This is a genomic window from Zwartia lucis (genome assembly GCF_965234455.1).
Taxonomy (GTDB): Bacteria; Pseudomonadota; Gammaproteobacteria; order Burkholderiales; family Burkholderiaceae_B; genus Zwartia; species Zwartia lucis.
The window spans coordinates 26,773-42,418 of record NZ_OZ248473.1; the positions used below are offsets into that span (position 1 = coordinate 26,773).

Genomic DNA, 15,646 nt, shown 5'->3' on the forward strand with positions numbered 1-15,646 from the left:
AACCACCCTAAAAGTCACACTCGATGCACTAAAAAGATGAAGGCGAGATAATTTCCGGCTTGGCGATTAAGTCAGGACTCGTTCTGTTCGATGGACGAGTGCCGCTTGATTTTGCCTTGCTTGGGGCCGCACTCTCAACGGTGAGTGGCAATCCCGCCTTGGATGACTTGACTTCAAGACCCGCTTGGCGCAGAGCACTGACGCGCCGCTCACCCAAACCTCTTACGCGATCAGAAAGATCCTCCATCGATTCAAAAGCGCCTGCGCGACTGCGCTCATGAACAATCATTTTTGCAGTACGAGGACCAATACCCCGCAAACTCTCCAGTTGACTGACAGACGCAGTATTCACATCCAGCGCCTGACTCGGCGACACGGCAACAAGGCCCGCGGCGATCATCGCCATACCCGCACGCCGTGAAACCTTTGTAGCTCTGGATCTTTTGGCAGGTGTACGCCAACGTTCCGTGGCTTGAGCACCAAGGGGTTGCGCCACGGGGTCTTTGATAAAAGGATTCATGAAAAGTTTGCTCCAAGAGTGCGGATCGGTCAAACAGGCCCGGAATGGGTCTGTTCGCAGATCGCTATCTTGAATGTCAAACCGAATCAGTGGTCACTCAAAACAAGCCGTCATCCATGCGTACTTCACGTAACCTACATGCGAACGCAATAAAAAGACTTACGTTTGAGCGGCGTGGAGTTGCTGGACATATTCGGAAACGCCTGTTTCCACATCGCGCATCGGAGCGGCAAAGCCCGCGCGTCGCAGCGCCGACACATCGGCTTGGGTATAGCTCTGGTAGCGCCCTTTTAGATCGTCCGGAAAATTGTCATAGCGCAACAATCCCTGCTTGACCAAATCGTCGAGGGGCAAATCCGTCTTGCCCTGGATATGACGCATGGCATTGACGACGGCCGCAGCGACATCATTAAAAGGTTGAGCGCGACCTGTTCCACAGTTAAAAATGCCAGAGGTTTCAGGATGATCGAGGAAATGCAGATTGACATCTACCACATCATGAACCGAGATAAAGTCGCGCATTTGTCCGCCATCGTCATAACCATCCCAACCGCCAAACAAACGCACATATCCCTCGGTGAGGAATTGATTCATATTGTGAAAAGCGACTGAGGCCATTCGCCCCTTGTGCTGCTCTTGCGGTCCATACACATTGAAATAGCGTAAGCCAACAACTTGTGCGGTGAGCGTTTCAAAACGCGCACGAACGACCTGATCAAAAAGAAACTTGGAGTACCCGTAGACATTGAGCGGGCGTTCGTTTTCCAGACTTTCAACATAAACCGGGCCCGCACCATATACGGCCGCAGAGGAGGCATAGATAAACGGCACTTTGTGCGCCTGACAATATTCAAACAGCTCGAGAGTCACCCGGTAATTATTGTCCATCATGAAACGACCATCACGCTCGGTCGTATCGGAGCATGCGCCCTGATGAAAAATGGCACGAATATCCGGCAAACGTCCCTCTACCACCCTAAGGCGAAACTCATCCTTATGCATATAGTCGGCAATATTTCCACCCACCAGGTTCACAAACTTGTCGCCGTCCGTCAGATCATCCACCGCCAAGATATTCGTCATACCTTTGCGATTTAAACCGCGCACAATATTGCTGCCGATGAAACCCGCCGCGCCTGTGACGATGATCATGAAAGTTCTCCTGCTGTGACAATAGAGGTACCAAGTTTACCCACCACGATTCCACCAGCCCGATTGGCCCACAGCATCGCATTAGGCCAATCCACGCCCGCTGCGCGCATCACTGCCAAGGTTGCCAAAACGGTGTCGCCCGCACCTGAAACATCGAACACTTCGTGGGCCTGAGCGTCGACGTGTTCGCGGCCCTGCTCTGTAAAAAGGGTCATGCCTTGCTCTGAGCGTGTCACGAGCAAGGCTTCAAGACTCAGCTCTTGACGCAATGCCTGAGCGCGCTCATTAAGCGTCTGCTCGGAGCTCCACGCACCAACGGCTTGCTGCATCTCACTGCGATTCGGAGTGACCAGCGTCGCCCCACGATAACGCTGATACTCCGTTCCTTTTGGATCAACCAAAATAGGTAAACCTTTTTTTCGAGCAAGCTCAATCAACAACTCAACCTGCGCGAGCGCGCCCTTGGCATAGTCAGAAAGAACAACCACATCATGCATTGCTAAAATTTTTTCGACTTGATCACTCAGTGACTTTAGCAGCGAAGGTGTAGGCTTGTCCTCAAAGTCAATCCGGAGCAATTGCTGCTGCTTGCCCAGCACACGCATCTTGAGTGTAGTCGGATGCGCCGAGTCTGCAATCAAATGCGCCTCGATACCTGCCTCGGTTAAAAGCTCATGTATGCATTGAGCAGCTTCGTCTTGCCCAACCAACCCAACAAGCGTTGCCTTGGCCCCGAGCGCCACGATATTGCGTGCGACGTTCGCAGCACCACCGAGCCGATCTTCGCGCTTGACCACTCGCACGACTGGCACAGGGGCCTCTGGTGAAATACGCTCAACCTCACCAAACCAATAACGGTCCAGCATGACGTCCCCCACAACGAGGACCCGAGCGTGCGCAATAGCTTCTTTAGGAAATGGATTCATTCCAACTCTTCCAATCGGCGTGGTTTATACGTTTCCCACGCATTACAACCTGGGCATTGCCAATAATAGCGACGTGCTTGAAACCCGCATTGACTACACACATAACGATCCAGACGTTGGGTATGTCGGGTAATCAAACGACGTAACAAACTAAGATCTGCGCCGGGAATTGGACTCTCAACGTGCGTCTGATCCGCCGCAGGCTTCTGAGCAAGTTCAGCCTCAAGCAAGCGATCAAGACCTAGCAAGGAAGGGTGTGACTGCAGAGACTGTCTGGCAAAGGTCCAAGCCTGCTCAACACCTTGCTGGGCGCGCAAACCGCGGAACACGACATTAAACAAATCCAATGAAGGATGTTGTTGATAGTGCGCTTGCAAACGTGCCAAGCCCGTCACAGCTAAATCTTGGGCACTGTAGTTATTGAAAAGATCTGAAGCCACCAAGCCTGCGAACTCTGGCGCCTGATTGAGCACAGACTCAAGATAGCGTTGCTCAAGAGCAAAATCTTGCATTGAGGCTGCGATACTGCCATTGAGCATCGCGACACGAACAAAAGCAGGTGTTCCCTCCGTGAACTCAGCCGAGCCTAACGCATCCTGGGCCAAACCTAATGAAAGGCGTGCCTGTTCAATATTCGGGGGTTTCTGAGCTAAAAAAGCTTGAGCTTGTTCGCAGTGGTAGTGCACGATCTGCGGCACAGGTTCATTGACAAGCTTTCGCAATTTTTGCACCGCCTCAATCGCGCGAGGCCAATCATGCTCTGACTCATAGATGCGGACCAAGGCGCGCATGGCCGGCAAGGCAAAACTGGTGTCTTTAAGAATACTAAATGCTTCTTCGGCCCGATCTAGCATACCTGCTTTCAAGTAATCCTGAGCCAACTCATGTTGCGCATGATCACGCTGAACAATAGGCAAGTCCTCTCTAAAGAGCAAGCTTTGATGCACTCGAATTGCACGCTCCATCTCGCCCCGTCGTCTAAAAAGACTCCCTAGCGCAAAATGCAACTCAGTCGTTTCTGGATCTAGCTTAGCAACCTCGACAAAAGCATCAATCGCGCGATCCGGCTCCTCGTTTAAGAGAAAATTTAGACCACGAAAATAAGAATCAGGCAGATTACGTGTCTCGGACAGCATCTGCTTAATATCAAAGCGAGCCGCCATCCACCCTAAAGCAAACAGTAACGGCAAAAAAATCAGCCACCAAGCTTCAAAATCCACGTCTACATTCCAAAGAGATCAACACGACACGCCGCCATTCGGGCGCTAGCCATTTATAAAGGTGATAAAGGAATTAAGGCATCAGGCGATATGCCCGACTGCCCTTGAGGGTTGGCAGCCGCTTGCAACTTTTCCACTTCTTTGCGAAGCCGCGCAAGCTCCCGACGACGCCTAAACGCAGGGGGTATCGTTAATAACAGACCAAAGATCGTCCCCAATACAAACGTGGACAGCATGACCACGATCAAGGGAACATTTGGTAGCGATAAACCATCGAAAAACACCACAGATACAGGATTCGTATTTTTGAGCGCAAATAACAGCACTGCAAGAAAAACGATCAGGCGCAAGGCCCAGACTAAGTAGCGCATGGCTGATCCTCCAATGTGCAAAAGGTGATTGTAAGCGCGCGAAGTGGTTCAAACATAAAAAAACCGCCTTCAGGCGGTTTTTCGTACTAGTCGGCCACAGCTCCAACCTGGTCTTCGTTTAAATCCACACGCTCACGCAACTCCTTGCCCGCCTTGAAATGAGGAACCTGTTTGCCAGGCACCAACACTTGTTCGCCGGATTTGGGATTGCGCCCGACTCTTGGTGCACGTTCAGACAAAGAAAAGCTTCCAAAACCGCGGATCTCGATACGTTGACCTTCGGCCAAGGCCTGGGTCATCGCATCAAGAACCGTTTTGACAGCGTAATCCGTGTCACGTGCGGCCAGCTGTGAATAGCGGGCCGCCAGTGCAGCGATGAGTTCTGACTTAGTCACTGGGTTTATTCAGTGTCGCGAGCTTGATCGAGCTTGGCCTTGAGCAAAGCGCCCAAGTTCGTTGTGCCCGAAGAAGCACTCGATTCAGTCATACGCTGCATCGTGTCAGCCGTTTCAGCAGTATCACGCGCCTTGATCGACAACTGGATCGAACGTGTTTTGCGATCAACGTTGATGATCATCGCCTCGATATTGTCGCCAACTTTTAAGGCTGTTGTTGCGTCTTCGACACGGCCCGTTGCGATCTCGGAGGCGCGAAGGAAGCCCTCAACCTCATGAGACAACGTCACGGTTGCGCCCTTGGGCTCAACGGCTTTGACTGTGCCAGGCACAACAGCGCCTTTGTCGTACGTACCCACGAAGTTGTTGAACGGATCGCCTTCGAGTTGTTTAACACCCAAGGAGATACGCTCCTTGTCTGTGTCGATACCCAACACGATCGCATCAAGCTCGTCGCCCTTCTTGAAGTTGCGAACAGCTTCTTCGCCTGTCTCTGTCCATGACAAATCAGACAAGTGAACCAAACCATCAATGCCACCTGGCAAACCAACGAACACGCCGAAGTCAGTGATGGACTTGATCGCACCGCGAACCTTGTCGCCACGCTTGAAGTTAGAAGCAAACTCTTCCCATGGGTTTTGACGGCACTGCTTCATACCCAAGGAGATCCGGCGACGCTCTTCGTCGATCTCAAGAACCATGACTTCGACTTCTTCGCCTAGCGTCACAACCTTGCGTGGATCGACGTTTTTGTTTGTCCAGTCCATTTCGGACACGTGAACCAGACCTTCGATACCCGCTTCGACTTCAACGAATGAACCATAATCAGTGAGGTTAGTAACCTTGCCGAACAGACGTGTGTGCTGTGGGTAACGACGTGCCAGACCCACCCATGGATCTTCGCCAAGCTGTTTGACGCCGAGTGAAACACGGCTCTTTTCCTGATCGAACTTGAGGACTTTTGCTTCGACTTCCTGACCGACGGTCAACACCTCGGAAGGGTGACGCACACGGCGCCATGCCATGTCGGTGATGTGCAACAGACCATCGATACCGCCGAGGTCCACGAACGCGCCGTAGTCGGTGATGTTTTTGACGACGCCTTTGACAATCGAACCTTCCTGGAGATTTTCGAGGAGTTTCTGACGCTCTTCGCCCATGCTGGCTTCAAGCACGGCACGGCGTGACAACACAACGTTGTTACGCTTGCGATCAAGCTTGATGACCTTGAATTCCATGGTCTTGCCTTCGAATGGCGTTGTGTCCTTGACTGGACGCAAATCAACCAACGAACCTGGCAAGAAGGCACGGATGCCGGCAGTCATGACGGTCAAGCCGCCTTTGACTTTACCTGTGATGGTACCTGTGACCAACTCATTTTTGTCAAGCGAATGCTCGAGCGACAACCAGGCCGACAGGCGCTTAGCGCGATCACGGGACAGTACGGTATCGCCGTAGCCGTTTTCGAGCGAATCAATCGCGACCGACACGAAGTCGCCCGGTTTGACTTCGAGCTCGCCCTGATCATTGAGGAATTCTTCGAGAGGAATGAGTGCTTCTGATTTCAGACCAGCGTTGACCACGACAAAGTTGTGATCAATACGGACGACTTCGGCGGAAATGACTTCGCCGGACTTCATATCCTGTTTTTCGATACTTGCTGCAAACAGCGCGGCAAAACTTTCGCCGGCTTGGGTTGAGGTTTGTTGAGTTGACATTTAAGGAAGATCCAGATGGCCTTTGGGGCCGGTAGCACACCCTTTGGGGGTGGAGTGAGTTAAACCCTTGACCAAAGGTCAAGGATGCTTTGCACAGTTTGTTCAATCGTCAACGTTGACGAGTCAACAACATGTGCGTCCTGCGCAGGTAATAAAGGAGCGACCGCACGTTCGATATCACGAGCATCTCGCTCACGCATATCGGTAAGCAGGTCTTCTAGGTTAGCAGAAATCCCCTTTTCGATCAATTGCTTACATCTCCTCTGGGCGCGCGCACGCACATCGGCAACTAAAAAAATCTTTAAGTCCGCATCCTGAAAAACGATGGTTCCCATGTCCCGGCCATCCGCGACTAAGCCAGGAGGACGCCTAAACGCCCTCTGACGCTCGAGCAAAGCTGCCCTGAGGGCAGGATTTGGCGCCAAACGAGACGCTAAATTGCCCACTTCTTCTTGGCGGATCAGCGCAGAAACCTCTCGCCCCTCTAAAAGAATGCCATTGGCGTGAAACACCACCTCAAGCGACTCAGCAATGCGAGCCACAGCCAGAGGATCGGCCGAGTCCCCGCCACTCTGAAGCACAGACAATGCCGTCAAGCGATACAAGGCACCGCTGTCGAGAACGCCCCAGCCCAAAGCTTGTGCAACGCGATGGGCCACCGTGCCCTTGCCCGAGGCCGTTGGGCCATCGATCGTGATGACAGGGACCGCGTTTTTCATTTCAACAACCCACTCAACACATCAAAATAAGTCGGAAATGTTTTGCTCACACAACCTGGATCCATGATGCGCACCTTGGACTGTCCAAAGCTTGCAAGAGAAAAACACATCGCCACGCGATGATCATCGTAGGTATCGATCGCTGCGTCTTGCCAGAGACCAGGCAAAACGGGATAAACACGCAACCAGTCGGGACCACTCTCTACGCGGGCACCCAACTTGCGTAGTTCGGTTTCCATCGCATGAATGCGATCTGTTTCCTTGACACGCCAGCTTGCAATATTGCGCAAGGTACAGGGGCCATCTGCAAAAAGAGCAAGCGCTGCCGCCGTCATGGCGGCATCCGGAATCAAATTGAAATCCGTATCAAAAGCCTTCAACTTTTGGCCAGCAGCGACATTGAGTCCTGTGACCTCGATCGAAGCCTCCTCCCGACGAACATGCGCCCCCATCGCTTCTATCACATCCGCAAAAGCGACGTCGCCCTGGATGCTTTGGGCGCCAACGCCCATGACTTTGACCGGACCGCCACCTATCGCCCCCAACGCCAGAAAATAGGAGGCCGATGAAGCATCTCCCTCGACAAAGATCGTGCCTGGTGAGCGATATACCGCATCGGCGTGTATGACAAATTGCTGCCAACCATGGCGTTCAACTTTTACCCCAAAGCGCGCCATCAAGTTGAGGGTGATTTCAATATAAGGCTTTGAAATCAGCTCGCCAATGACTTCGACCGTGAGCGCACGTCCGGAGCGCGCCACGGCAAGCGGCGCAGCCATCAACACGGCCGTCAAAAACTGACTGGACACCGAACCCTGAACGCGCACACGGTCATTCAGATGCGCAGGAGCGGAGATTTCGATAGGAGGATAACCTTGCTGATCCAAATAACTGATCCGTGCGCCCATCTCACGCAGACCCTCAACTAAGTCACCGATCGGACGCTCATGCATGCGCGGCACGCCCGAAAGGGTGTACAGCCCCCCCATCACTGCGAGCGCAGCGGTCAAAGGACGGATCGCCGTCCCAGCATTTCCCATAAATAGCGAGGCCTGCATGACCGGAAACCGCGACACGCCTGTCACGCTGACCGACTCCGCAGAATGTATGTCAACCTGTACGCCGAGCTGCTGGAGCGCCGTCAACATCACTGCAGTGTCGTCCGACTCCAACAGACCCTCAATCCGAGTCGTCCCTTGAGCCAGCGCAGACAAAAGCAACACACGATTTGAAATGCTTTTCGACCCAGGCAGCGTCACGACACCTTGTGCGCGCTTAGCAGGAGGAAGATCCAAAAACGCCAAACGGCTCATGACCCAAGATCCTGCCAGTCACGACGTGCTTTAGACGCATGGTCGAGCATCTGCTCGAGCCAAACAGCATCATTGCCACGCAGAGCATGTTCAGCGCGCTCGAAAACAGCTTTGAGCGCCTGCAACTCCGCGAGCATGGCCGATCGATTAGCAATAAAAATATCACGCCACATTTCAGGGGAGCCTTGTGCGACGCGCGTAAAGTCTTTGAAACCAGAGCCCGCGGTTTGTAATTTCAGTGCAGCATCATCACTGTGGGTGATGTACTCCATAAACAAGGCTGCGACCCAATGCGGCAGATGACTGATCGCGGCCACCACGCCATCGTGCTGCGAGGGATCAATCGACACCACATTGGCACCACACGCCAACCAAGCCGACCGAACAGTCTCGACATCCTGAGGGTGATTTTCAACCAAGGGGGTCAACATGACACGTCGTCCCACATAAAGCCGCGCATCGGCTGCCTGAGGACCTTTTTCATGCGAACCTGCCATGGGATGACCGGGAACAAACTGCGCAATGCGTGACTGCAACCCAGCGCGCGCAGCATCGATCACATTTTGCTTGGTACTTCCACCATCGGTAATAATTGTTTTGGAACTCAACCAAGGCGCGAGCTCTTTAAAAATGGCTTCAAAAGCACCCACGGGTGCCGCCACAAAAATCAAATCTGCGCGCTCTGCAGCTTGCTTGAAACTCACGATCTCGTCGATCAGCCCAAGTTTAGCGGCCTCTTGCAAGGTTTCCGGACGACGACCGGCTCCTAATACCGTTCCGACTGCTCCGGCTTGCTTAAGCGCCGCGGCAAATGAGCCTCCGATCAGGCCTACGCCGATCACGGCAATGGTATTGATCTTGAAGGTACTCATGCGCCCCACTGCTTCATAATCGCCGTCAACGCATCAATGAACTTTTGATTTTCGTGCGACAAACCAATCGAGACTCTGAGCCAGTCTGGCAAGCCATCACCTTTGACAGGACGAACGATCACGCCACGTTTGAGCAATTCGAGATTGACCTGCGCTGCATCTCCGACCTTGACTAAAACAAAATTTGAATAACTTGGGATATAGGTCAAACCAAGCTTTTCAAACGCGCTTTGCAACTGCGCCTTGCCAGTACGGTTCACCTCGAAACTTTCTTTCAAGAATGCGGTGTCTCCGAGCGCGGCAATCGCGGCAGCTTGCGCAAGTGAGTTCACGTTAAACGGCTGTCGCACTCTATTGAGCAAATCAGTCAATACGGGCTGGGCCACACCGAAACCAACACGCAAACCTGCCAAACCATAGGCTTTGGAGAAACTTCTGGACACTAATAAATTGGGATACCGTTTAACCAAACCAATACTATCGACACGCAATTCGGGCTCGAGAAACTCGTTATAGGCCTCATCAAGCACAACGGTGACACGAGCACCATGACGATGAGCGACTGCGGCAAGAAATGACTCAATCGCCTCGTTGGACAAATACGTCCCTGTTGGATTGTTCGGGTTGGCAATGAACACTAATCTTGTGTTGTCTTTGATCGCGCGCAACATGGCCGGCAAATCATGCCCGTGATCTTGTGCAGGCACGACCACGTGTTCTGCACCACGCGCCTGTGTGGCCAAGCGATAGACCACAAACGCAAACTGTGAATAAACAACCGAACTCCCCGGTTCGAGTAACGCAGAGGCGACCAACTCCAGGATATCGTTCGAGCCATTGCCCAAGGTCAACCAGTTTTGCGGCACGCCATAGCGCTCGGAAAGCGCTTTTTTCAGATCAAAACCCGCAGGATCAGGATACCGGCCCAAACCGGCTACGGCCTCGGTAATCGCGCGCCGAGCGGACTCGGGCATTCCAAGTGGATTTTCATTTGAAGCAAGCTTCACAATGCCGGCCGGATCAAGCCCAAACTCGCGAGCAAGCTCTTCGATGGGCTTGCCAGCTTGATAAGGAGCGATCGCTGCGATGTGCGGCGGCGGAATCAATACAGAGTCTTGAGCGGACATGATAAGGACACCAACAAAGCTAATTGGGGAAAACTCAGCGATCGGGATGCAGGCTCAACACTTGAACGCTCACTCGATCACCACAGGATCTACTGCGACGGATAAGAACCCAGCAACTTGAAAAATGCACACTGCGTTTCGAGCGTAGTCAATGCCTTTTTGACACGCACATCGTCGCAATGGCCTTCGATGTCGACATAAAAATAATATTCCCATTGCCCCTTGCGTGCAGGCCGAGACTCGAAACGCGTCATTGAAACGCCATTTTCGGACAAGGGGGACAACATTTGATACACAGCGCCAGCGCGATTCGGCACGGCTAGAATCAAGCTTGTTTTATCGCGTCCACTAGGAAGAATATCTAGTTTACCAATCGCCAAAAAACGCGTTTTGTTTTGAGAGTCATCTTGAATCCCGAGAGCAATGACCTCGAGGCCCCAAGTCTGCGCAGCCACATCACTGGCAATCGCCGCAACGGACGGATCAAGTGAAGCAAGTCGGGCGGCCTCGGAGTTACTCGAGACAGGCTCTCGGACAATACCGGGATACTCTCGGTTGAGCCAGTTTTGGCACTGCGCCAACGCTTGAGGATGGGCAAGGATCTTGGTGATGCCATGCATGTTGCCCGATTTGGTCAAGAGGCAATGGCGTATCAACAATGAGCGTTCGCCCAAAATCCGCAAAGAGGAACCCAACAGCAAATCAAGCGTGCGGTTGACTGCGCCCTCAGTCGAATTTTCCACGGGCACCATGCCCACCTGCGCGGCACCCGCCTCGACAGCCCTGAACACCTCATCGAAAGAGGGACAAGCCAAACTCGTCACAGAGCGACCAAAATGCTCAAGGGCGGCCTGCTCAGAAAAAGACCCCGCAGGCCCTAAAAAAGCAACGGTGAGTGATTGTTCTAGGCCACGGCAAGCAGAGATAATCTCCGTCCAAACCGAAGAGACAGCCTCAGTGGGAAAAGGCCCACGATTGAGTGCTTGCAGTTGACGAATGACTTGCGCCTCTCGCTCGGGCCTGAGCACAGGTCCTTGCGCATGATGCGCATGTTTAACCTCACCGACTTCCTGCGCTGTTTTTGCGCGCTTGTTCAGCAGATCAAGAATCTCGGCATCAATCTGATCGATTCGCTGCCGTAGCGGTAATAGCTGGGCTTGCAATGACTCATCCATGAGAGCGCTCGAAGTCCTTGAGATAGTCAATGAGTGCCACGACGCCTTGTAGCGGCATGGCGTTATAAATGGAAGCGCGCATACCGCCCACGCTCTTGTGACCTTTTAACTGCATCAAACCACGCGTTTGTGCGCCAGCTAGGAAAGCAGACTCGAGCTTGACGTCCGGCAAGAAAAAAGGCGCATTCATGCGTGAGCGCACCGAAGAATGGACGGGCACGGTATAAAAAGCGCTTTGATCAAAATAATCATACAAAAGCGATGCCTTGGCGATGTTTTGCTGCTCCATCGCAGCGAGTCCACCTTGCTCCTTGAGCCATTTGAAGACCAAACCGGCAATATAAATCGCATAGGTGGGCGGCGTGTTGAACATCGATTTTTCACGTTCAACATTCGCATAATCAAAAGCTGTGGGACAAATGGGCAAGGCATGGCCGATCAAATCTCGCCGCACAATCACAATCGTCAACCCCGCAGGACCAGCATTTTTTTGAGCACCTGCAAAAATCATCCCCGTGGTGGAGACTGGCATTGGGCGAGATAAAAAGTGCGAGGACGCATCCACGACCAATGGCACATCTGGCGCACCAAGCTCGGCCATGATGGGCCAATCCATGGTTTCAACGCCACCAATCGTTTCATTGCTACACAAATGCAAATATGCAGCATTCGAACGTACCTGCCAAGAGCGAGGCTCAGGCAACCAAGTCCCTGGCGCCTGCTTGTGACCCATCAACATCGTCTCGACCGCATTGGTCGCCGCAATCTGGGCGTCGCCGTAGCGCTGACATTCTTGGTAGGCCTTTTTTGCCCAAATACCACTGATCACATAATCAGCCTTAGGCTGCTGAACTCGACCAAGTAAGTTAAGCGGGATAATGGCATTTTCAGCAGTCGCGCCACCCTGCATGAACAGCACAGCGTAATCCTGAGAGATATCGAGCAAGTCGCGCAAATCTGACTCAGCTTGAGTGCAGATTTCCACGAATTGTTGACCGCGATGACTCATTTCCATCACGGACATGCCCGAGCCATGCCAGTCCAGCATTTCCGCCGCTGCTTGCTTGAGTACCGACTCAGGCATTGCGGACGGCCCTGCAGAAAAGTTCCAGGGACGCGCCATATTAAGACTCCGATCCGGCCTCATCTGTGGTGCCTGCTGAAGCATCTGGCTGAGCAGAGTGATCAGCTGCCGCGGTTTGATCCACATCAGCCTCATCATCCACATCGCTTTCTACGACTCTACGCACACCAGACAACTCACTGCCGTCATCCACGCTAATTAATGTGACACCCTGGGTTGCACGACCCATTTCACGAATCTCAGACACACGGGTACGCACCAACACGCCACCCGTTGTAATCAGCATGATTTCATCTGTTGCGTTGGCCAGCACCGCGCCCACAACTTTACCGTTACGCGCCGAAGTCTGGATCGCGATCATGCCCTTGGTACCGCGACCGTGACGTGTGTACTCTGTAATCGGGGTGCGCTTGCCAAAGCCATTTTGCGTTGCGGTCAACACTGTTTGTGTCTCGTCGCCCGACACCAGCATGGCGATCACCTGCTGGCCTTCCTCGAGCATCATGCCGCGCACACCGCGGGCGTTACGGCCCATCGGACGCACATCATTTTCGTCAAAGCGCACCGCCTTGCCTGAGTCGGAAAACAACATCACATCATGTTTTCCAGCAGTCAGCTCGGCACCGATCAAGAAGTCACCCTCGTCGAGATCGACAGCGATGATGCCTGCCTTGCGCGGGTTGGAGAAATCAGACAAGGGCGTCTTTTTCACCGTACCGCGCGAGGTTGCCATAAAGACCGTTTGATCTTCGCTGAATGCTTTAATCGGCAGAACCACTGTAATTTTTTCGCCATCGATCAGCGGGAACATATTGACGATTGGCTTGCCGCGCGAAATACGCGTGCCTTGTGGAACTTCCCAAACCTTGAGCCAATACACTCGACCCCGATCAGAGAAGCACAATAAATAATCATGCGTATTCGCGATAAAGAGCTGATCAATCCAATCGTTCTCTTTAGTGGCTGTCGCTTGTTTGCCACGACCACCACGTTTTTGAGCGCGGTATTCAGAAAGAGGCTGGCTCTTGATATAACCACCGTTGGACAAGGTCACCACCATATCGGCCGGTGTAATCAAATCCTCGGTATCAAGCTCAGTGGCATTTAACTCAATATCCGAACGTCGCGCATCCTTGGCATTGATGGAGAACTCAGTCTTGATCGCCTGAAGCTCGTCACTAATGATGACCGTGATGCGCTCGGGCTTTGCCAAAATATCCAACAGATCAAGAATCGTGTCCATCACGGACTTGTACTCGCTGACGATCTTGTCCTGCTCAAGTCCTGTCAAACGCTGCAAGCGCATGTTTAGGATTTCTTGGGCCTGCGTTTCGCTCAAGCGATACAGACCATCGGCTTGCAAGCCAAAGACGTCAGGTAAGTTGTCGGGGCGATAGGCCGCACGCCCTCCCACAGCTTCCGTATCCGCACGCGACAGCATCTCGCGCACTAAAGAAGAGTCCCAAGACTTGTCCATCAAGTCCTGACGCGCCACAGGCGGCGTTGGAGCGGCCTTGATGATGGCGATGAAATCATCGATATTGGCCAACGCAACCGCCAAGCCCTCAAGCACGTGACCGCGCTCGCGTGCTTTGCGCAACTGAAATACAGTGCGACGCGTCACCACCTCGCGACGGTGTGAGAGGAAATACTCCACCATCTGTTTGAGATTGAGCAAACGCGGCTGACCGTCAACCAAGGCAACCAGGTTCATACCAAAGGTATCCTGGAGCTGGGTGTGCTTGTAGAGATTATTGAGAATGACCTCGGGTACCTCACCGCGCTTGAGTTCGATGACAAGACGCATACCGTCTTTGTCAGACTCATCGCGAATATCAGAAATGCCTTCGACTTTCTTTTCGTTCACGAGCTCAGCGATGCGCTCTTGCAAAGTCTTTTTATTGACTTGATAAGGCAAGGCATCCACCACAATCGACTGACGATTGTTACCAATGTCTTCGAAGTGCGTCTTAGCGCGCATAATCACACGGCCGCGACCTGTACGATAGCCTTCACGTACGCCAACGATGCCGTAAATGATGCCGCCTGTAGGAAAGTCTGGCGCAGGGATGAGCTCGATCAGCTCATCAATGGTGCACTCTGGATTGCGCAAGCAATACAAGCAACCATCAATGACCTCTGCCAAATTATGTGGCGGGATATTGGTCGCCATGCCAACTGCAATACCGGAGCTACCGTTGACGAGCAAGTTAGGCAATCGCGAGGGCAACAGCAACGGCTCGTGCTCACTGCCGTCGTAGTTGGGCCCGAAGTCGACCGTTTCCTGATCGATGTCCGCTAAAAGCTCGTGGGCGATTTTCGCCAAACGAATTTCGGTATATCGCATCGCTGCGGCGCTGTCGCCATCAACGGAGCCAAAGTTACCCTGGCCATCTACCAACATATAGCGCAGTGAAAAATTCTGCGCCATGCGCACGATCGTGTCGTAAACAGCTTGGTCACCATGCGGGTGATATTTACCGATCACATCACCAACAATACGCGCAGATTTTTTATAAGCGCGGTTCCAGTCGTTATTGAGTTCGTGCATCGCAAACAACACGCGACGGTGCACCGGCTTGAGACCATCCCGGACATCCGGGAGGGCGCGCCCCACGATCACGCTCATTGCGTAATCGAGATAACTGCGGCGCATTTCTTCTTCGAGTGATATCGGAAGAGTTTCCTTGGCAAAGGAATCCATAAAGTTCGCAACAAATGACAGCGGTTGAAAACCCGAGACGGGGTCGAAATGGTAAAAAGTAACTATGTAAGGCTAGCCTAGGATTCTACACCGGCACTCGCCTAGGCGTCGTAGCTTGGGTTGACCTTTATATATAGTCAGAATTTCAGGCTTTTGTCCTGGCTGGATCGGTTTTTACCCTGCCCGGATCGGATACTCGCCTTAAATACTTGCTTCAGAAATAAAAAAATCAAAATTCTCTGAACTTTTCTGAAATCACACGGTCAGAATGTTCATCTTCTTTCGGGGAGGCTTTGTCCTACCCATTCAAAACTGCAGATTTTCGACATGAAAATCTTGCGAAATTGCGT

At 52.6% G+C, this 15,646-nt stretch carries 14 protein-coding genes; all 14 read right to left on the bottom strand.

The features are described 5' to 3' along the window. Window positions 1–28 precede the first annotated feature (28 nt). Window positions 29–520 carry a ComEA family DNA-binding protein gene (locus tag AC8GE9_RS06515; RefSeq protein WP_506676351.1) on the bottom strand — a complete coding sequence of 164 codons (492 nt, stop codon included), beginning with the start codon at window positions 518–520 and terminating at the stop codon, window positions 29–31. Window positions 521–679: 159 nt separating this feature from the next. After that, window positions 680–1,672 carry an ADP-glyceromanno-heptose 6-epimerase gene (gene rfaD / locus AC8GE9_RS06520; protein ID WP_506676352.1) on the bottom strand — a complete coding sequence of 331 codons (993 nt, stop codon included), beginning with the start codon at window positions 1,670–1,672 and terminating at the stop codon, window positions 680–682. Next, window positions 1,669–2,598, bottom strand: coding sequence for a D-glycero-beta-D-manno-heptose-7-phosphate kinase (gene rfaE1 / locus AC8GE9_RS06525; RefSeq protein ID WP_506676353.1), 930 nt, complete (start codon window positions 2,596–2,598; stop codon window positions 1,669–1,671). Before rfaE1 ends, rfaD begins: the two co-directional genes overlap by 4 nt. Next, on the bottom strand, window positions 2,595–3,818 hold the full coding sequence (gene lapB, locus AC8GE9_RS06530; RefSeq protein ID WP_506676354.1) for a lipopolysaccharide assembly protein LapB: 1,224 nt from the start codon (window positions 3,816–3,818) through the stop codon (window positions 2,595–2,597). Before lapB ends, rfaE1 begins: the two co-directional genes overlap by 4 nt. A gap of 53 nt (window positions 3,819–3,871) precedes the next feature. Next, the gene (locus tag AC8GE9_RS06535; protein WP_506676355.1) at window positions 3,872–4,189 is read right to left on the bottom strand and encodes a LapA family protein; all 318 of its coding nucleotides are present in this window, start codon (window positions 4,187–4,189) and stop codon (window positions 3,872–3,874) included. A gap of 86 nt (window positions 4,190–4,275) precedes the next feature. Further along, window positions 4,276–4,584, bottom strand: a complete 309-nt coding sequence (locus AC8GE9_RS06540) for an integration host factor subunit beta (RefSeq protein ID WP_506676356.1) — start codon at window positions 4,582–4,584, stop codon at window positions 4,276–4,278. Between the two features lie 5 nt (window positions 4,585–4,589). Beyond that, the gene (rpsA, locus tag AC8GE9_RS06545) at window positions 4,590–6,302 is read right to left on the bottom strand and encodes a 30S ribosomal protein S1 (protein WP_506676357.1); all 1,713 of its coding nucleotides are present in this window, start codon (window positions 6,300–6,302) and stop codon (window positions 4,590–4,592) included. Between the two features lie 59 nt (window positions 6,303–6,361). Beyond that, a complete protein-coding gene (cmk, locus tag AC8GE9_RS06550) occupies window positions 6,362–7,021 on the bottom strand; it encodes a (d)CMP kinase (protein ID WP_506676358.1) in 660 nt (219 codons plus the stop codon). Beyond that, a complete protein-coding gene (gene aroA / locus AC8GE9_RS06555) occupies window positions 7,018–8,334 on the bottom strand; it encodes a 3-phosphoshikimate 1-carboxyvinyltransferase (RefSeq protein ID WP_506676359.1) in 1,317 nt (438 codons plus the stop codon). Before aroA ends, cmk begins: the two co-directional genes overlap by 4 nt. Next, window positions 8,331–9,206, bottom strand: coding sequence for a prephenate dehydrogenase (locus tag AC8GE9_RS06560; RefSeq protein WP_506676360.1), 876 nt, complete (start codon window positions 9,204–9,206; stop codon window positions 8,331–8,333). Before AC8GE9_RS06560 ends, aroA begins: the two co-directional genes overlap by 4 nt. Next, on the bottom strand, window positions 9,203–10,333 hold the full coding sequence (hisC, locus tag AC8GE9_RS06565) for a histidinol-phosphate transaminase (protein WP_506676361.1): 1,131 nt from the start codon (window positions 10,331–10,333) through the stop codon (window positions 9,203–9,205). The genes AC8GE9_RS06560 and hisC overlap by 4 nt, the downstream gene beginning before the upstream one ends. A gap of 89 nt (window positions 10,334–10,422) precedes the next feature. Then, the gene (gene pheA, locus AC8GE9_RS06570) at window positions 10,423–11,508 is read right to left on the bottom strand and encodes a prephenate dehydratase (RefSeq protein ID WP_506676363.1); all 1,086 of its coding nucleotides are present in this window, start codon (window positions 11,506–11,508) and stop codon (window positions 10,423–10,425) included. Further along, window positions 11,501–12,631: a 3-phosphoserine/phosphohydroxythreonine transaminase gene (gene serC / locus AC8GE9_RS06575; RefSeq protein ID WP_506676364.1), complete on the bottom strand. Its 1,131-nt coding sequence runs from the start codon at window positions 12,629–12,631 to the stop codon at window positions 11,501–11,503. The genes pheA and serC overlap by 8 nt, the downstream gene beginning before the upstream one ends. A gap of 1 nt (window position 12,632) precedes the next feature. Then, on the bottom strand, window positions 12,633–15,296 hold the full coding sequence (gyrA, locus tag AC8GE9_RS06580; protein ID WP_506676365.1) for a DNA gyrase subunit A: 2,664 nt from the start codon (window positions 15,294–15,296) through the stop codon (window positions 12,633–12,635). Window positions 15,297–15,646: the final 350 nt, after the last annotated feature.